Raw genomic sequence first — 19,522 nt, forward strand, 5'->3', positions numbered from 1 at the left:
CTTGTCAGCTACACGATATAACGCAGAATCTATCCAGGTGCTTGAGGGATTGGAAGCCGTCCGCAAACGTCCTGGCATGTATATTGGTTCCACCGGGAGCAGAGGGCTTCACCACCTTGCCTATGAAATTATCGATAATGCAATCGATGAAGCTGGGTCCGGATTTTGTGATCAAATCGCAGTTACTATTAACATTGATGGCTCGATAATGATCGCGGACAATGGACGGGGGATTCCGGTTGACATCCATTCTGTCAAGAAAATCTCAGCTGTGCGCTTAGCTTTCGAAACGTTGCATGCAGGAGGTAAGTTTGGTGGGGATACCTATAAAACTTCCGGAGGGTTGCATGGCGTCGGAGCAAGCGTGGTCAACGCCTTGTCTGTTTATTTAACAGTTGACATAAAACGGGGCGGAAAACTTTACCGGGTTGAGTATGTAAACGGGGGTCAGCTCAAGTCGGATTTGCAAGTCATTAAGAAAAAAATTACAGGTACAGGAACGAGTGTGGTTTTCAAACCGGATCCATCCATTTTCAACGAAACTACCGTTTTCAGATATGATTCCCTAAGGAGTCGCTTAATGGAGCTGTCTTTTCTGAATAGCGGCTTAACCATACTCCTTACTGACCTACGCGGCGAAACAAAGTCAGAAACCTTTGCTCCGAAAAATGGGATTATTGGTTTTATTGAGCACTTAATTAAATTAGCAAGTGTTTCGCCCGTACATAAAAATCCGATCTACTTTAAAGGGGAAAAAGATGATGTAATATTGGAGTGTGCTATTCAGTACAATGACGGAGATGATGAAGCGCTGCGCTCTTATGTTAACAATATCCCGACAGATGAGGGCGGAACTCATGAGTCAGGCTTTCGAACTGCGTTAACCAAAGTCTTTAATAATTACGGCCGGAAAAATAATCTTTTCAAAAAAGAGGAGAGCCTTATCGGGGACGACCTTAAAGACGGCTTAACGTGTGTATTATCACTCAAGGTTAAAGATCCTCAATTTGAGGGACAGACCAAGACGAAACTCTCCAATATGGAAGTTGAGGGAATTGTACAATCGCTGACCAACGAGGGGATCAGTCAATTTTTTGAGCAAAATCCTTCCGTAGCCAAAGACGTTATCAATCGGACGTTGACAACCTGCCTGCTCAGACTTGCAGCCAAGAAAGCCAAGGAGCTTAAAAAGAAAGCTCGGGATGCTGAAGTTAAGGCTCTTAGCGGCAAACTTGCGGCCTGCAGCGGGAAAGATAAATCACGTAATGAACTTTTCCTTGTCGAAGGGGATAGTGCAGGCGGTTCGGCTAAAATGGGGCGAGATCGACGCTTTCAGGCCATTCTTCCTTTGCGGGGGAAGGTCATTAACACTTACCGGGCCAAGATAGATAAGGTCTTAGGAAATGAGGAGATACGGAGCATTATCACAGCCATTGGCTCGGGGATCGGCAAAGAGTTCGATTTAGAGAAGGGGAATTATGCCCGTGTCTGTATTATGACGGATGCGGACATTGACGGAGCGCATATCCGCTGCCTTCTCCTGACGTTTTTCTACAGATATATGAAGCCGCTGATTTTGAGTGGGAGGGTCTATATCGCGCAATCTCCTTTGTATAAAATTGAGAAGGAACGGGGTAAGATTATACGCTATGCTTTCAACGAGCACGAATTAAAGAAAGAGCTCAAGGAATTAGGGAAAACAGCTAAGATTTCACGCTATAAAGGACTTGGGGAAATGAATCCGGAACAACTTTGGGAAACAACCCTGAATCCCGTTAACCGACGCATGATTCAGGTCACAATTGATGATACCTTGGAAGCCGAGCGGAAGCTCAGAATTCTAATGAGTGAACTGGTTGAGCCGCGGCACAATTTTCTGATGGAGAATATTGTCTTTTCGGATGATGATCTGTAAACCGGTTGAGTCTTGCCCAGCCGTGTTGTACAATAAGAAGGGTAAATTACAGTAATCCTGCGTTCCATATTGAATGTAATCTTCGGAGGTGTGTGAATAATTGATGAACAGCGAAATTAGAGAAAAGGCAGAACTTCTGGCTGCGGCCATTGACCAAAGTCAGGAAGGTGCGGAATTACAACGTTGTGAAGAGGCAATGAAAGCCGACGAGTCGGCGCAACGATTGATTGCGGAACTAGAGATAGCTTACCAACGTTTTTCGGAAAGTGAACAAAGAAGCGGGCTTGCCAATAGAAATGAGCTCAATGAAATTGAAAGTCTAATGGATCGTAACCCTGCCATTGTCGCCTATACGACAGCGCAAGATGCATTTAAGGAAATGCTGCAAGGGGTGAAAACCATCCTGGACAGTACGGTTGCCCGCTTTTTAGGAGGCGGCTCCGGTCAAGACGATACGCGAGAAAAAGCTTATGATACTGATATGATGAGGAGCCAAGCGGGTGTGATGACGGATGAAGAATTGCGGAAGCTGATAGAGGACTATATGTCGTAAGATATAAAGGGAAGGGCGAAATAGATAACCCTTCCCTTTACAATGTTGATAAATGCATTCGCTTCATTAGGAATAAACCCATTGATCTTGACGAACCCTGATGGAGAATATAGTCTTAACGGATGATAAGATGATGATAGGTTGAGTAGGGGGAGAAAATACCCGATGAATATTACGGAAGATCATATTATGCAGCGTCCACTCGAAGATGTCTTACCGGAAGCGTTTTTGGGTTATTCCAAACATGTTATCTTGCAGCGGGCTGTTCCCGATGTGAGGGATGGCCTTAAGCCGGTTCAGCGCAGAATTCTCTATTCTATGGACGAAATCGGAATGCACACGGATAAGCCATTCAGCAAATCAGCCCGCTTGGTAGGAGACTGTATGGGAAAATACCATCCGCATGGGGACTCGTCGATCTATGATTCAGCGGTTCGGATGGCCCAACCCTGGGCAACAAGATATCCGATGGTGGATGGTCAAGGGAATTTCGGCTCAATTGATGGGGATAATGCGGCAGCTATGCGTTACACGGAAATGAGAATGACGCATTTAGCCCAACTGATGACCCAAGATATCGAGAAGGATACGGTTCTTTTCAAAGCAAACTATGATCAACGTCTGAAAGAACCTGTCGTTCTCCCCAGCCCTTTTCCTAATATCTTAGTCAACGGAGGGTCTGGAATTGCTGTCGGTATGATGTCTAATATGCCTCCCCATAATTTGCGGGAAGTCGTAAACGGCGTGATTCTGCAAATAGATAATCCCCTGATTACGGTCGATGAGCTCATGGAAAAGTTGAGTGGGCCGGACTTTCCCACAGGCGGACTGATAATCGGCACAGAGGGTATTTTTAATGCCTATCAAACCGGACGCGGCAAAGTGATGATGCGTGGTAAGGCGCTAATCGAACAAGCTAAAAATGGTAAAAGCTTAATCATTATCACCGAGCTTCCTTATCAAGTTAATAAATCAACGCTGGCGGCCAAGATTGAGACGTTAGCCGCTGCGAGTAAAATTGAAGGGATCAGCGAGGTCAGGGATGAATCCGATCGGGAGGGGATTCGACTTGTCGTTGAATGCCGTAAAGATGCCGATCCGCAGAACGTTTTACGTCTTATTTATAAACATACCCAGCTGGAAGATACCTTTGGGATTATCAATTTAATCATCACGGCGGAAGGTACTCCTAAAGTCCTGGGGCTTAAAGAGATTAATGCCGCATTTATTAACCATCGCAGAATCATTGTCACGAAACGGACAGAATTTGATTTAGAAAAGGCCCGTTTAAAAGCTCACATTCTGGAAGGATTAGTGATCGCCATTAATAACCTTGATGAAGTGATTACCCTGATCCGGGCCAGTAAGACGCCTTCTATTGCCAAGGCGGCACTTATTACCCGTTTTGAGCTATCCGAGAGCCAAGCACAGGCCATTTTAGATATGAGGCTGCAAAACTTAACGAACTTTGAATTGGACGGTATTAAGAAGGAACATGCCAACGTGTTAAAACTCATTGCGGAGTTAGAAAGCATCCTGGCGGATGTACATAAGGTTTATGACATTATCAAGAAAGAACTCAAAGACATTGCCGAGAAGTACGGAGATGATCGGCGTACGCTCATTCTGCCTGAGGAAATGAAAGATCAGCTTGATCTAAGTTCCTTTGCGGAACCGGAAAGTCTCATTGAAGTCATGCTCACAACGAAGGGCTTTATTAAAAGGATGCCTTTCCAAACCAGGAAAAATAAAGGGAATGCTCTAATCTGTGCTTTTAAGGATGGAGATACCTTAGCGGAGAGGATCACTTGCACAGATAAGGATACGCTTTATTTCTTTACCCATACAGGCAAATTCTACTGTATTAAGGCAAAAACTGTTCCTGAAGCCGGGAATAAAGATAAAGGAGGTCTCCTAACCAATTTATGTCCCTTGGCGTTTGGGGAAAAAATAGTCTCTACAATTCCCATCAAAGATGCGTCAGATGCCATATTCTTCGTATTTGTCACGAAGGATGGACAGGTCATGCGGAGCGCAGTAAGTAATTTTGCAGACGCTCGCTCTTCGGAAACCATGGGGCTTAAAGAGGGTGATGCCGTGGTCAAAGTGTTCCTGAGCAAAACCTCTGGGGAATTATTCCTCGTCACACGTCAAGGGCAAGCCATAAGGTACCGGGAAACGGAAATTAACCCAATGGGACGGAAAGCACGCGGTGTCAAAGGGATGACTTTAGGCAAAGAAGATAGGATTGTCGATGCGTTGCTGCTGACCAGTTCAGAAGAAAATCCTTTAGGTGATTTAGTGACGTTGACGGAACGAGGATTCGTAAAACGTACCTCGTTCGAGAAATACAAACCCCAAGGCCGGGCCGGAAAAGGAATAGCTATCGGTAAGGTAGACCCGGTAGGAACCGGTTTTCTCGTGGGGGTTGCCCGCGGTACCGATGATGACTTGTTTTACGTCATCCAAGGGAGCGGTGCCGTAACCCAGATTGAGATGAAGAACATTAAAGCAGAGTCCCGGGCAAAAGCCGGAGCTCAATGGGTCCCTGTTTTGCTGAACGATTACACGGTTAGAATTATCTAGTCATTACTTGAAAGGATCGATATGTTTTGCCGAAAGAAAGAATTGCGGAAGACTTGATTAGTCCGACGGATTCGAAGATAATGCCGAATAATATGTCTCGATCCAGTCATAATAAAACAATAATTGGCTAAAGTGGAGGGATTATAAATGGAGATATATGACATAACGGTTAACGGATCAGGTTTTGATAAGAAATCTAACTTCAACAATTACGCGTTAACTCTAGTCGTAAAAGATGATGAAGCAGAAAAAACAGTTCGAGCCAATTTGCGTTACTATCCGAGAGAAAACGAATGGTATCTAAATCCGATCTTTCACGAATTCACTGAGGCGGAGAAACAAGTCATGATTGATCAAATAATCCATAATGACACTTTTAGATCAGTATTCGAGACGATAGATATCTCTTTGAAAGTATAAAGAGATTGTTTAGTATTTATCTTATCGGCTAGTTCTTTTTGGCTTCATTTAGGAAATGAAGGAATTTATGTAGGACCTGGTTATTACTTTTGATGCTGAGGAGGAAGCAAGCTTGAAAACCAAATATTCGCATGAGGTCAGATCTCATTTTTAGACGGTCTGGCCTTATATGTTTTACTTTGATTATTATTACTATTGTGGGAGGATATGAAGGGATAATGTAGAAATGTTAAAGTAGAAATGTGCCGGGTGATCGGCATATCCGCTCTGACTATGACAGATGCGTATCAAAACCGTTCTCAAAAGAAATAGGAAAGGATTTGAGGGGAATGCAGTGTGCAGAGACTTAAAATGGATTGCCGGAGTAATTCAATGCCGTTGAATATGACGGGAGCAGGATATTATTTGGGAGTTTTAACAATTCCAAATGGTTAATTGAACCAGATAAGAAGGAATCGGTGGATATACAAAATATTTATATAAGATTCAAGAATGGTAAGGTCTATAACAAGTAATCATTGATACTTCATTAGAAGATGTAGAGCAATAGGGGTAGTTTGAGATTATAAGCTGATATTCAGTGGAGGGAGGTCGTTATCATCGAAACAACTATTTTAGTGGCAGAAGATGATGCCAGTATCCGGCAATTCCTACGTATCTTATTGACGCGGGAAGGTTTTAGTGTAAAGTTTGTTGGACAAGGTGAGGAAGTCATCAAAGAGTGCCATAATTGCAACCCCGATCTGCTGTTGCTTGATATCATGATGCCAGGGATGGATGGATTTGAAGTTTGCCGCAAAATACGGCAAGAAAGTAATCTGCCTATTATTATTCTAACGGCCAAGGAAGACAATAAGGATAAGATTTTAGGACTTATCTTAGGCTGTGATGACTATATAACCAAGCCGTTCGATAGCACAGAACTCATCTTACGCATTAAAGCGGTATTGCGCCGGGTTAACGAACATGATCATCCGGAAAACGAGCGAAATATCATCGAACTTCCAGGTCTTACTATTAATAATATCAGTAGAATCACTAAGGTTGGAGGTAAAGAGGTTAATCTGACCCCCAAGGAATATGCTCTTCTTTGGATGCTGTCTAACCGCCCGGATCAGGTCTTTACCAGAGAACAGCTCCTTTACCAAATCTGGGATTCAAACTATTATGGAAGTCCTTCAGTCGTCACTTCGCTGGTAAAACGCCTACGAGAAAAGATTGAGCCAGATATTGCTAATCCCTATTACATCAGAACCGTACACGGGGTAGGATACAAACTGGGTGTAAAGCCTTGCTAAAGAAGCAGGCTTATCAAGAAGAGATTTTGTGTGAAAAGAATAGCTTCATATTATAAGAAAAATGTCATAGAAATGGCATTTTTTTTTGTTAAGATCTTAAATATCGAAGAAAGAACATCTTGGTACACTGGATAAGACTATCGAGTCAGCCTTCTTATTTAAGATCTTAAATATCGAAGAAAGAACATCTTGGTACACTGGATAAGACTATCGAGTCAGCCTTCTTATTTACTCAAATAATATGATTTCAGGTTGTTTTAAAATGCATTTTATAAAAGAGAAGGGGGTATGATTTTGTCAAAGAAGGAAATGATCGCAATGTTGTTGGCCGGTGGGAAGGGAAGCAGACTTGGCGGACTTACGCGAGGTATAGCCAAACCAGCAGTATCTTTTGGAGGCAACTATCGAATAATTGATTTTAGTCTTAGTAATTGTGCGAATTCCCATATTTCTAACGTAGGTGTTTTGACCCAGTATGAACCATTATTGCTAAATTCGTATATTGGAACCGGTTCAGCTTGGGGTTTTGATAGCACTGACGGAGGTATACATCTGTTGCCTTCTTACGCCAGGGAGCTGGGGAGTAGTTTGTATAAAGGAACAGCCAATGCTATATACCAGAATATAGATTTTATCAGTCGCTTCGATCCGGAGTATGTTCTGATTTTGTCAGGCGACCATATTTATAACATGGACTATTCTCATATGCTTGAGTTCCATAAAGAGAAAAAGGCTGATGTCACGATTTCCGTAATTGAAGTCCCTTGGGAAGATACATCAAGTTTTGGTATTCTTTCCGCCAATGAAAAATCTCAAATTATAAGATTCACAGAGAAACCTGCAAAATCTGATAGTAACCTCGCATCTATGGGAATTTATATTTTTAACTGGCCGGTTTTAAGACGAGCTTTGACTGAAGATGAAAGTGACAGGCAATCAGACAATGACTTCGGAAAAAATGTAATTCCAATGCTATTGGAACAGAAGAAAAAATTATTTTCTTATCACTTTTATGGATACTGGAAAGATGTCGGAACCGTTGAAAGCTACTACAATGCCAATATGGAATTGCTGCAGCCGCAACCGAAATTTAATATTTTTGATTTACAAATATTTTCTAATACAAATAATTTGCGCCACCAATATATCGGAGCAAATGCCGTGGTTATAAACAGCGTGATAAGTAACGGTTTCACTATTCACGGAGAAGTCATAAATTCAATTCTTGCTCCGGGGGTTTACGTGGGCAAAAAATCCAGAATTGAAAATTCTATATTATTACCTAACAGTAGGATTTCTCATGACTGCTTTATACACAATTCAGTAATTGGAGAAAACGCGGAAATTAAGGCTTACTGTTCCATCGGTGTGAATAACCCTATCCGATCATCAAGCATAACCGTTGCCGGAAATAACGAGATTATCACTAAAAATAAACAAATGGAAGAAGTCAAGGTCTTCGGCAGAACGTTTATCGCATAGAGTCAACGCTTTTCTTCAATGCATTGAGAAATGGAGGGCTAAAGATGCAATCTCTTTATACCTTTAACAATGAAAAAGGAGTTAAAATAATTAAAGCTATAATTGAAGAATTGAAAGCCGAAAATAAAACAGTTCTTTTGACAATACGGCTTATGGACCAAATTACGAGTAAAGTATGGCCAAGCCAGGTTAGTGAGTAAGTTGGATATGGGGGAAAAGGACATGAGTGATGCACCAATCCGAATAATTCTGCTCCGTGATGCGGACAAATGTGCTCTTAATGAAGCCTTAAAGCATGCCAGGCACAAATCAACTATTATAGAGCTCGAAAGGGAATACGAGAATTGGTACAAGTATTTGGGAAGACCATAATAATTTCTCAGAATGAGTATCGGATCTATAAATACCTCTAATCCCGCAAGTGCCTGTGGGGTTAGAGGTATTTAGTTAAGAGAACAACCGGTTTGTTGCAAAGGATTTAAGGGATAGGTGTTGAAATATAAACAGGTAAGCCAGCAACCCTTAGGGAAGCAAATGGAGGTATACCACTTGAAGGATGATTTTTATAAACAGATGTTTCAAGAGTCGCCGGTGGGATATGTATATTACAGAATAATCTGTGATGAAGACGGTAATCCTTGTGACTATGAATTTATTGAAGTAAACGTCGCCTTTGAAAAACTTGCGGGATTAAAAGGGAACGATATCATTGGCAGGAAAATGTCCGATGTATTTCAGGGCAGCGAAAATAATGGGTTAAGTTGGATTAATTTTGAGGGTGAGATAGTAATAAATGCCGGTAAAAATGAATTTGGCCAGGGTTCAGAATATTTGACTAAATCGTATAGGGTGAATGTGTATTATCCGGAAAAGAATTATTTAATAACAAGTTTTATTGATATATCCAAGGAAAAATGGCAATTAAATGAACTTAGAAATCTCGCTGGGGAGAAAGAAAAACGGGCAGCGGAATTAGTTATTGCAAACAAAGAACTTGACTTTCAAAGAGAGCTTGCTTATCATAACAAAGAAAAAGAGAAACTGGCAGCAGAATTAGTCATTATTAATAAAAAACTTACCCACCAGTACAAAGAGATAGAAAAGCGGACTGCAGAGTTGGAAATTGCCAGAGAACAAGCTGAAGCAGCAAATATCATGAAGAGTCAGTTCCTGGCGAATATGTCGCATGAGATTAGAACACCAATCAATGGCTTAATGGGTTTTCTGGAGTTATTGCGCATGTCAAACTTGTCTGCCGAACAGAAAGAGTTCATACGTGGGGCGAAATCTGCTTCAGAAACATTGCTGCACATTATTAATGATATTTTGGATTTTTCAAAGATTGAAGCCGGAAAGCTAACGCTGGAAAAATCTTGTTTTAATATCAGAACGGCCATTGAGGATGCTATCTCACTCCTGGTACCGGAAGCTACTGAAAAAAACATTGTACTTCATACGATGATAAATGCTAACGTTCCTGAAGAGGTTATGGGCGATCCGCATCGGCTTAGGCAAATACTAAACAATCTTGTCGGTAACGCAGTGAAGTTTACTCAACGCGGCGAGGTTTCTGTAACAGTTGATTGTACAGAGATAGAAAATGATATTGGCCTAATCAAGTTTGGTGTCAAAGATACAGGTATCGGAATTAGCCAGGAGGATATTCCAAAGCTTTTCCTATCTTTTATCCAGGCAGATGCCTCAACAACCAGAAATTTTGGAGGGACGGGCCTCGGACTTGTGATATCTAAAGAATTGATTGAAATTATGGGAGGTAATATTCAGGTTGAAAGTGTACTTGGGGAAGGCTCAATCTTTAATTTTGAGATACGTTTGAAGATAACGAAAAGAGCCTCGGACCTTAGGTTGGCCTTCGAACATCTGCACGGTGTGAATCTTCTTATTGTCGATGAGAATGCGAATAATAGGAAAATTGCTGCTTCGTATCTTGGTGAGATAGGAGGCAAGGTATTTGAAGCCAACGATGCCGGTCTGGCAATGAATTCAATCATTTCCTGCGCGAGGACCAAAGACAAAATAAATGTTGCATTAATAGACTACCAAATGCCAAGCATGAGTGGTTATGAGCTGGCAACTTCTTTAACGGCTATTCCATTTGCCAAAGATGTTAAACTGATACTGCTTAGCTCCGCAGCTCAAAACGTGAATGTCAAAGAGGCAAAGCAACTGGGCTTCTCAGGATTTCTTAGCAAACCGATTAGAAAAGATGATTTGCTTAATTGTATTGCCGTCGTTCTTGGTTTAAAGAATACAAAAGAAACTATACCTATCAGGACAAAAGAAAAAGTTCATAATAATCTATATAATAAGAAACCCAAGATACTTTTGGTTGAAGACAATGAAATGAATCGCAAAGCCGTCACAGCATTGCTTAAGACACGGAACTTGACTTGCGATGTGGCGGTGAATGGACTGGAAGCTTATCAAGCTGTACTGAGTAAGAACTATGATATCGTTTTTATGGATTGTCAGATGCCTGGGATGGATGGGTATCAAACCACAGAAAAAATAAGGAAACTGGAAGGCAGTAGTAAACACACGATCATTATTGCCATGACGGCCAATGCTATGGAGGGTGATAAAGAGAAGTGCATCGAAGCAGGCATGGATGATTATATCAAAAAGCCTATTGATTTTGATGTTCTGTTCCAGATGATCCAAGACAACTTAAAGGACAGCAAAGCGAGTGCGGAACATTTGGATTTTCTGGTAAGTTATATTGATGCATTTACTGAAAGCACTGGATTATTACTGGAGGATGCCAGGGAATTATTTGTAGACTTCGCATGCAATTTATCGGGTCTATTTCAGGAGATTGAAGACTCTATCGCGCAGGATGATTTTAAAAAATTAGGAGGGTTGGCTCACAAGTTAAAAGGATCATCCGGAACTCTGAAAATAACTCCGGTCTTTGACTGGGCTTCGAAACTCGAGGCAGCCGCTCTAGATCAAGAAAAAGAAGCATGTGAATGGATTTTCAAGGAAAGGCAAAAGATGTTTTACCAATAGCACTGACTGAGAGGGAGGGAGAAGAGTGGATTTTAATTTTCGTAAAAAGATGATTGATGATTTATTTGAATCAGTTGGACAGACTATTGGTATTCGAGTTTTCGTGATCATTTTTGAACGTGCCTTGTGGAAGACGGAACTAAAATATGATGAAGCTAATTTAATTCGGGTTTCAGAGGATGGGGTTGACGTACAAGAGTTATCCAAAATCGAACCCGATCGTGCAATTCTTGTTCTTACGGAGTTCCTGAATAATATTATCGACACTTTGGTCCAGCTGGTTGGAAAAGAAGTGGTAAAACAACTAACCCAAGTGCGGGCTAATTTCATTGTTGAAGATGTAGCAGTTTAAGTCTTAGTTGGAAGGGGTGAAGTAGAATTGGATAGGATTTCAACGGGTATTATAGTATTTGATCAGATCTTAAGCGGAGGACTACCAAAGGGTTCAACAATATTGCTGGCTGGACGACCAGGAACAGGAAAAACAATCTTGGCACATCAGATAATGTTCCAAAATACAGGAAATGACGATAAGGCATTGTATCTAACTACCCTATCGGAACCGCAAATTAAAATAATGAGATTTCAACAAGAGTTCAGTTTCTTTGATATTGATAAAGTGCAAAAAAGTATTTTTTATAAGGACTTGGGTGGTGTGTTACGTAAAGAGGGCCCGACGCAAGCTATTAAATTAATTGATAACTATCTTAAAGAATACCAACCGAAAATGGTTTTTGTAGATACCATCAAAACCTTCGCAGATATCATTCCCGATTCGATGAAATTTCGAGAGTTTATTACTGATTTAACCATTCAATTGACAGCTTGGGGCTGTACAACCATTCTTTTGGGTGAGTACTCGGAAGGAGATATTGAAAATAGACCAGAAAGTGCGATAACCGACGGCATTATTTATCTCTATGGAACGGAAGAAAAGAAGCATCAGAAGAGATACTTACGGGTTTTAAAAATGAGGGGAACCGATCATTCTAACGGTGAGGTAGTATTTAAGATATCTAAAGATGGATTTAACGTGTATCCTCGTTTAACCTCTACGGTATTGTCACAAGATATCGCCCAATATAAGGAGCGAGTTTCTTCAGGGATACCAAAACTGGATCAGCTCATGGGGGGAGGCATTCCTAAAGCATCAACTACCTTAGTCACAGGACCTTCCGGTTCGGGAAAAACTATGCTGGCTCTAAGCTTCGTATTAGCGGGTATAAAGTCTGGGATTATCACAGTATTTGTAAGTTTTGAAGAAAATCCTGTGCAAACCATTAATAATTTTCTTCAAATTGGTCAAGATATCAGACCTTATATCGAGCAAGGTATGTTACATGTAATCTACGTTTCCCCTGTTGAGCTGGATGTCGATGAACATGTTTATCGAATTCAGAAGTTTGTTCATAAAGTTGGTGCCGGGAGATTAATCATTGATTCTATCTCTTCGTTTGAAGTCGGAATGAGTGATAAGATTAAATATACGGATCATATCTGGGGGCTTACAGATTATTTTAAGTCTCATGGAGTTACCGTTTTACTTACCCACGAAATGCAAACCACTTCAACAATATCTGCTCTAACAAAGCATGGAGTCAGTTTTGTCGCAGACAATTTATTACTTTTGACTTTTAAAGAGGAAGATAAGGATTTAAACAGATATCTAAGAATCGTCAAAATGCGCGGCAGTAGTCATTCGACAGGATTAAAAGAATTAATAATCGATGGAACTGGGGTATCAATTCATTAAGATACTATGATCATTTAATTACAACACTCAGAAATCGCTCCATAATACAAGAAAAATGCCATTCAAATGGCATTTTTTTCTGTTATAATCCTTAGTAGGGAAACAAATGCTGAAACAAGTAGACGAGAAGGAGTATTGAAATCTTTACAAGAAATAGGAATTCAAACAGGTACAATGCACAAAATACTTATGTAAGGAGGGAACACTATGAACCGCTTTTTCAAAGCAATAGTCAACACCGGCCAAGGATTTATCAAAGCTGTTACGCGTTTTCCCCTGACTGTCGTCTGCCTGGCCTGTGCCACTATCGTTACCTGCTACATGATTTCACTGCATAACACCCCAGACCTCTTTATCCAGAAGCTTTTGTTCACTTTTGGCCTGGGTGCGTTCCTGACAGTGGCCGCGCAATTTTGTTGTGAACGCTTCAAACGACTGCAGAAATTGCGGCTGTTGGTCTATGTTGTCGCAGCGCTGCTGGTTGGCGGTTATTATCTGATTATCGCCTCCGCACCGAGTATCGACTACGCCGTCAGAGCTCGGACTATTGTCGCTGTATTTGCCATGTTTTGCATTTACATTTGGGTGCCGTCATACAAAGGTAAAGCTGATTTTAACAGCATAGCCCTGACGCACTTCAAATCGACATTCACCTCAATTCTGTTTTCAGCTGTCCTGGCTGCCGGCATCTCCAGCATCATCGCTGCCATCGACGCGCTGCTCTTCAAAGTCAACGAAGATTCATACACTTATACCATGGCCATCATCTGGATTTTCTTTGCCACCACCTACTATCTCTCGCGGCTGCCCCTTTTTAATTCCGAGACGGAAGAAGATATAGCCTATACCCAGCACGCCGCCGGTTATCCTCAGGTCCTGAAAATCCTGATTTCCTATATCACAGTTCCGTTGATCGCCGCTTACAGCCTGGTTTTGATTGTCTATTTTGGTAAGATCCTCTTCACTTTCAAATGGCCTTCCGGACAGCTGGGGCCGATGATCCTGGCCTACTCGGCAGTTGGCCTGATAGTCTATGTGCTGGCCAGCCACTTGGAAGATAAATTCGCCGCCTATTATCGCAAAGTATTCCCCAAAGTGTTGATCTTGATGGTTATCATGCAGCTGATCTCCGTCTATATCCGGTTAAACGCCTACGGGGTGACGGAAGCGCGCTATTACGTGATCTTATTCGGGATCTATTCGTTAATCTGTGGGATTGTCCTCAGCTTCAAGCCGGTCGGTAAAAATTTCATTATCGCTTTATTGGGAGCGGGCTTGGCCATCGTCTCAGTCATCCCGCCTGTTGACGCTTTCACCGTCTCGCGCAATTCTCAGATAACCCGCCTGGAGCAGATGCTTACCACCGAAGGAGTGCTGACCGGGGGCAAAATCACACCCAAAGCCGACGTTACCATGCGACTGCGGCTGGAAACCACCAACATCCTCAATTACCTGGGAATCCGCAATTACCTGCAGTATCTGGCCTGGCTGCCGGCAGATTTCAAGACGTACGATAATCAAAAATATGGTTATGTAACGGATGAAAAAATGAAAAGCGTTTTTGGTTTTGAAACTGCTTATGAAGCCATCAATCCCGAGTCTCAATATTTCTATGCCGGTCTGGATATGCAAAAACCATTCAGTATCAGTGGCTACGATATATTTGTCACGGGCATCGGTTCCTACCGGAAAATGCCTGCGGAGGAAACATCGAAGCATGAGTTTCAGATCCGGGATATGAGTTACGAGCTCACGGTTGAGCGTCTGACGCCGCAAGAAGTCCGGGTTTCGGTTAAGGATGCAGCCGGGACTGAGCTGGTGAGTACCGGCCTCTACGAATTAGCCGGTAACTTGTCCGGGATTGGAAAAGCGCCGAAAGAATCGCTTCCTCCGGAAGCGATGACCTTGAATGTGGAAAACAACGGTTACAAACTAAAAGTACTGTTGCAGAATATCAATATGACCTTCGGTACCGGTGCTGAAGCCGGAGTTGACTACGATTTCTTTATCCTATTCGGCGCGCCAATTGTTCATTAGCCGGTATGTGTAACAGAATTCCGTAAACCGAAAGAGAAGCTTGCTCAACTTGTTCTCAAGCCGGCTACGATCTATGGAATAATCAGATTGGGCGAAAAGGGAGTGCCATTCTCCAAGACCAAGCCCAAAATATAGTCAAATTGTGGCAAATCCACCAAGGAGTAATCACTTATTGAAGCCCGCTAACATTGACAAGTAATAATTTAATACGTTAAAATAATTCCATAATATTAAAAGGGTGCAACAAGCACTTTATGTGCTGGTAAAGTCAACAGACTGATTTAGAACCTGGCTTTACCTTATTGATTTAGTCAATAAGACGAGACCTTTAGCACAGTTTATTGTACCAGAAAACTGTGCTAAGGTTCTCGCTTTTTATTTTAGATATTTCGAAAGGGGTTAAATAGTGTTAGTTTTTTTGGGAGCTGTTCTGATGGTGGTTCTAGCCGAAATGGGAGACAAAACCCAATTGCTCGCGATGGCCTTTGCTACTCGATTTCCCGCCAAATCAGTGCTTATTGGAGTATTCCTGGCGACTATATTGAATCATGCCCTGGCTGTGACGGTAGGTGCATACCTGGGCACCAATTTTGATCTTCAACTTGTCCAAAGTATAGCCGCCGCATCGTTCATTCTCTTTGGTTTATGGACCATCAGGGGGGATACTCTTGACGGCGAAGATAAGAAACCATCCAAGTTTGGCCCTATTACGACTGTGGCAATTGCTTTCTTTATTGCGGAAATGGGAGATAAAACCCAGTTGGCTACAATAGCCCTTGCCGCGAAATACCCTTCCCCACTTGCTACCTTGCTGGGTACAACTACCGGCATGATGATTGCCGATGGACTAGGCATTTATGTTGGAGTACTGGCGGGAAAAAAGATTTCGGAGAGACTTGTAAAAGGGATCTCGGCGATGATCTTTATTATGTTTGGCTATATCGGACTCGCCACTTCTCTGCCAAAAGAATATATTACCTTGCCTAATGCTGCAATTCTAACCCTTATTGTCGCCGGTGTTATTTATTTTCTCACCCGTCCAAAAGGTGGTCATGCGATTAAGAGAAAGTGACTGATTAAAAAAAATAAAAGATGGGGGAGATCGATATGGACCAGCAACTGAGCATCAGTTTAAAGATACCCGACCATGGACCGAGCGGAATTCCCGGCTGATGCAGGGAATTCTGGTTATCGTCGTGGCCGTCCTCCTGGTAGTCATTATCCGCAGTATACGAAAAATTTCCTCGGAAAAGCATTAATTGAAGATTTTATTAATTAAAGGTTAAACTGAAACTATTGTCGAATATAGAATAATTACAATACACTATCAATATAAGGAATGATGTATTCTTGCCAAACCTAAAAAAGTATTTAAGGTGTGATTCAAAAGAAAATATTTCTAATGCCTCGAAGTGTTTAACAGGTTTACGGAATCTGATTGCATCGGGGTTTGTGTGGCTTAAAGACGCCGGATTTATATTCACGACCATAACACTATTGGCTAAGTCCATATTTTTCTTGGGACTAATTAATAATGATAACGCTACCAGTTTTAGTCTTGTTAAGGCTTTTCATAGTTTTAGTTCGCCGCCGCCACTGGCTGTTTATGTCTCCTTGATCGTCATAGTACTGAGTTTGGCCTTTCTGTTTCAGAGACGAGCCAGATTTGGGTTTTTAGTGATTTTTAACTTTTTGTTTTCCTTATTACTTGTTGCGGACTTGATGTATTACCGTGGTTACAGTTGTTTTCTTTCGCCCTACCTGCTGGGTCAAACAACGAATCTTGATAATCTTGCCGGTAGTATCGTGTCGATGCTGCGTCCTGTCGATCTCCTATTTTTCTTAGACCTGTTAATTTTAGCGGGGATCGGCCTAAAGTATAAAAAGTTATACGTTAGGGCGGAAAGGAACATATCTACTCTCTTAATTCTTTTTGCACTTTCCGTTTCGTATGTGTACTATCAACATGTTCAACTGGATCTGCGCGGAAAAGGGGAAGATATGTTGTTTAGAGTCTCCTGGTCACCAAATCAGACAATGTCTAACCTCTCCGCGCTGGGATATCATGCCTTTGACATATATAATTACTTCGAAAATAAACGGACTGAAATACTTACTCCCGAGGAGAACCAAGAAATCAAAAGTTGGTTTGCACAAAAGCAAGAAAATCTGCCAACGAATATGTATAGCGGTATGTACAAGGGACAAAACCTTCTGATCATTCAAGTGGAGTCACTGGAGAATTCCGTCATCAACAAAAAGGTCAACGGCCAGGAAATTACCCCTAACCTCAATAAGCTTTTGGCAAACAGTCTTTACTTCTCTAATTTTTATGAACAAGTCTATAATGGTTCCAGTGCGGATGCTGACTTAATGACTAACACCTCGGTCTATCCCGTCCGTACGGGTTCCACCTTTTTCCGTTTTCCCAATAATAGCTATAATTCACTTCCTAAGATTCTGAAGGGAGCGGGGTATAGCACCTTAGCCATTCATCCGGATAAAGGTTCTTATTGGAACTGGATGTCGGCCCTGACTTCCATAGGCTTTGAAAAGACGCTGGACGAAACTGATTTTAACATGGACGAAAAAATTGGGTTGGGAATCAGTGATGGCAGTTATTTTAAGCAAATAGCACCCATCATTGCCAGTGAAAAGCAGCCCTTCTATAATTTTATGATTACCTTAACAAGCCATAACCCTTTTGAACTACCCGATCAATACCGGAAGCTGGTTCTGAGTGAGGAATTAAATAAGACGAAATTGGGTGGTTATTTCCAAAGTATAAACTATACGGATGAACAAATCGGCAGTTTCTTAGGTACTCTCGATCAGAGCGGGGTATTGGATAATACGGTGGTTGTGATCTGTGGGGACCATACCGGAGTGCATAAGTACTATAACGATGAAGTGAAACAAGTTCAACCTCAGGCAGACTGGTGGCGCGATGACAGTAAACGGATACCTCTCATGATCTATCATGAAGGAATGAACGGACAAGAAATTACGATAACCGGCGGACAAATTGATATCATGCCGACGATTGCCTACCTAATGGGTATTATGGAAGATAGTTATCAAAATACAGTGTTTGGAAGGAACTTACTGAATACCAAAAAGGATTTTGCGGTCTTGGCTAACAAGCAATATGTTGGAAAAGCTGAAAATAGTACGGAACAGGAGAACCGGATTAAAGGAATTGATCTGGCGGATCTCGTCATTCAAAAAAATTACTTTAAAGAAGCTGGGTATAAATGATTTACAGGTTAGTCCTCGCTTTCAAATCCTTGATTTAGGAGCAATGCGGCTTCGTGGACCGGGAGAGTCTGTACATTTTTAAGCTTTCGGGTGATGGTTCGGGATTTTCTGGTCGCTGTTTCGATAGTGCTGCTCGCTTCCCGGAGTTTCTTTTGCGTTTTTTCAAGAACCTCCACAAACTTGCCAAATTCCGTTTTCACGGCGCTAAGTAAGCTCCATACTTCACTGGAGCGCTTCTCAATAGCCAGGGTCCGAAAGCCCATTTGGAGACTGTTTAGAAGGGCAGCAAGCGTGGTTGGACCGGTTATGACTACTTTGTACTCCCGTTGGAGGATTTCACAAAGGCCGGGACGGCGTAACACCTCGGCATACAATCCTTCAACCGGTAAGAATAAGATGCCAAAATCCGTGGTATGCGGGGGATCAATGTATTTGTCCCGAATGGTTTTTCCCTCCAGCTTAATGCGATTTTCCAGAGACTTACCAAGTTCTTCAATGCGGGGAAGGTTGGCTTGATCCTGGGCGGCTATTAAACGTTCATAATCCTCGATGGGGAATTTTGCGTCAATCGGGAGCCAAATAATACTGTCCTGACCGTCCCGGGCAGGGAGCTTGACGGCAAATTCAACGCGGTCGTTGCTTCCGGCTTTGGTCAGAACATTCGTGGCATATTGCTCGGGAGTCAGGATTTGCTCCAATAGATTTCCCAGCTGAATTTCTCCCCAAATTCCTCGAGTTTTTACATTGGTGAGGACTTTCTTTAAGTCTCCGACACCGGAAGCCAAGGTTTGCATTTCCCCAAGCCCTTTGTACACCGCCTCTAAGCGTTCACTAACTAACTTAAAGGATTCTCCCAAGCGCTGCTCAAGAGTCGCGTTGAGTCTTTCGTCGACAGTTGCCCGCATCTGATCCAGTTTCCGCCCATTATCCTGTTGCATGAGCAGAAGCCGTTCTTCCACTGTTCGGCGCAACTGTTCTAATTTCTGATCATTTGTTTTGGTAAGAGAATTTAACTGGGTGGCGAAAATGTCTAATTGGTTTCGTTGCAGGTTGGCGATTTCTGTCATACGCGCCAGAATGGATTCGTTAAATGAATGGACAGACTGATTAAGCTCTTCGCGGACTTGTCTGGCGTTTAAATTGGATTCCTCCCGGTTCCTGGAGATTTCATCATTGACAAGTCGTTCGTG

At 42.1% G+C, this 19,522-nt stretch carries 15 protein-coding genes; 14 read left to right on the forward strand and 1 reads right to left on the reverse strand.

Translation table 11 applies throughout. The features are described from left to right. Position 1: 1 nt before the first annotated feature. From AC6I5A_RS13965 to AC6I5A_RS14030, 14 genes are all read left to right on the forward strand, one after another. The gene (locus tag AC6I5A_RS13965) at positions 2-1,915 is read left to right on the forward strand and encodes a DNA gyrase/topoisomerase IV subunit B (RefSeq protein WP_034617401.1); all 1,914 of its coding nucleotides are present in this window, start codon (positions 2-4) and stop codon (positions 1,913-1,915) included. A 103-nt stretch (positions 1,916-2,018) separates the two neighbouring features. Continuing rightward, the gene (locus AC6I5A_RS13970; protein ID WP_052168119.1) at positions 2,019-2,468 is read left to right on the forward strand and encodes a YlbF family regulator; all 450 of its coding nucleotides are present in this window, start codon (positions 2,019-2,021) and stop codon (positions 2,466-2,468) included. Between the two features lie 165 nt (positions 2,469-2,633). Continuing rightward, entirely contained in the window at positions 2,634-5,054 is a 2,421-nt protein-coding gene (gene gyrA, locus AC6I5A_RS13975) for a DNA gyrase subunit A (RefSeq protein WP_034617404.1), read from the forward strand. A 147-nt stretch (positions 5,055-5,201) separates the two neighbouring features. Continuing rightward, positions 5,202-5,474, forward strand: a complete 273-nt coding sequence (locus tag AC6I5A_RS13980) for a hypothetical protein (RefSeq protein ID WP_034617407.1) — start codon at positions 5,202-5,204, stop codon at positions 5,472-5,474. A 617-nt stretch (positions 5,475-6,091) separates the two neighbouring features. Beyond that, positions 6,092-6,772 (forward strand): response regulator, encoded by a 681-nt coding sequence (locus tag AC6I5A_RS13985; RefSeq protein ID WP_497900780.1) that lies wholly within the window; start codon positions 6,092-6,094, stop codon positions 6,770-6,772. A 294-nt stretch (positions 6,773-7,066) separates the two neighbouring features. Continuing rightward, positions 7,067-8,254: a glucose-1-phosphate adenylyltransferase gene (locus AC6I5A_RS13990; RefSeq protein ID WP_052168120.1), complete on the forward strand. Its 1,188-nt coding sequence runs from the start codon at positions 7,067-7,069 to the stop codon at positions 8,252-8,254. A 44-nt stretch (positions 8,255-8,298) separates the two neighbouring features. Then, complete coding sequence (locus AC6I5A_RS13995) at positions 8,299-8,454, forward strand: hypothetical protein (protein ID WP_497900781.1); 156 nt, start codon at positions 8,299-8,301, stop codon at positions 8,452-8,454. A 22-nt stretch (positions 8,455-8,476) separates the two neighbouring features. Next, positions 8,477-8,626 carry a hypothetical protein gene (locus AC6I5A_RS14000; protein WP_497900782.1) on the forward strand — a complete coding sequence of 50 codons (150 nt, stop codon included), beginning with the start codon at positions 8,477-8,479 and terminating at the stop codon, positions 8,624-8,626. A 177-nt stretch (positions 8,627-8,803) separates the two neighbouring features. Continuing rightward, positions 8,804-11,284: a response regulator gene (locus tag AC6I5A_RS14005; protein WP_052168121.1), complete on the forward strand. Its 2,481-nt coding sequence runs from the start codon at positions 8,804-8,806 to the stop codon at positions 11,282-11,284. 25 nt (positions 11,285-11,309) lie between these two features. Further along, the gene (locus tag AC6I5A_RS14010; protein WP_034617413.1) at positions 11,310-11,636 is read left to right on the forward strand and encodes a hypothetical protein; all 327 of its coding nucleotides are present in this window, start codon (positions 11,310-11,312) and stop codon (positions 11,634-11,636) included. A gap of 27 nt (positions 11,637-11,663) precedes the next feature. After that, a complete protein-coding gene (locus AC6I5A_RS14015) occupies positions 11,664-13,037 on the forward strand; it encodes a DUF7125 family protein (RefSeq protein WP_034617425.1) in 1,374 nt (457 codons plus the stop codon). A 207-nt stretch (positions 13,038-13,244) separates the two neighbouring features. After that, positions 13,245-15,074 carry a DUF4153 domain-containing protein gene (locus AC6I5A_RS14020; RefSeq protein WP_052168122.1) on the forward strand — a complete coding sequence of 610 codons (1,830 nt, stop codon included), beginning with the start codon at positions 13,245-13,247 and terminating at the stop codon, positions 15,072-15,074. Between the two features lie 406 nt (positions 15,075-15,480). Continuing rightward, a complete protein-coding gene (locus AC6I5A_RS14025; protein WP_052168123.1) occupies positions 15,481-16,146 on the forward strand; it encodes a TMEM165/GDT1 family protein in 666 nt (221 codons plus the stop codon). Positions 16,147-16,424: 278 nt separating this feature from the next. Continuing rightward, on the forward strand, positions 16,425-18,332 hold the full coding sequence (locus AC6I5A_RS14030; protein ID WP_497900783.1) for an LTA synthase family protein: 1,908 nt from the start codon (positions 16,425-16,427) through the stop codon (positions 18,330-18,332). Positions 18,333-18,340: 8 nt separating this feature from the next. Here the strand turns inward: AC6I5A_RS14030 and AC6I5A_RS14035 are convergent. Beyond that, positions 18,341-19,522, reverse strand: a 1,182-nt coding sequence (locus AC6I5A_RS14035) for a DNA recombination protein RmuC (RefSeq protein ID WP_034617418.1), incomplete at its 5' end; no start/stop codon positions are given.

This window comes from Desulfosporosinus sp. Tol-M2, assembly GCF_059735615.1.

Coding starts and splice junctions, on each gene's coding strand:
- AC6I5A_RS14000 (WP_497900782.1), top strand. CDS start 8,477: ATGAGTGATGCACCAATCCGAATAATTCTGCTCCGTGATGCGGACAAA.
- gyrA (WP_034617404.1), top strand. CDS start 2,634: ATGAATATTACGGAAGATCATATTATGCAGCGTCCACTCGAAGATGTC.
- AC6I5A_RS13995 (WP_497900781.1), top strand. CDS start 8,299: ATGCAATCTCTTTATACCTTTAACAATGAAAAAGGAGTTAAAATAATT.
- AC6I5A_RS13970 (WP_052168119.1), top strand. CDS start 2,019: ATGAACAGCGAAATTAGAGAAAAGGCAGAACTTCTGGCTGCGGCCATT.
- AC6I5A_RS13980 (WP_034617407.1), top strand. CDS start 5,202: ATGGAGATATATGACATAACGGTTAACGGATCAGGTTTTGATAAGAAA.
- AC6I5A_RS14020 (WP_052168122.1), top strand. CDS start 13,245: ATGAACCGCTTTTTCAAAGCAATAGTCAACACCGGCCAAGGATTTATC.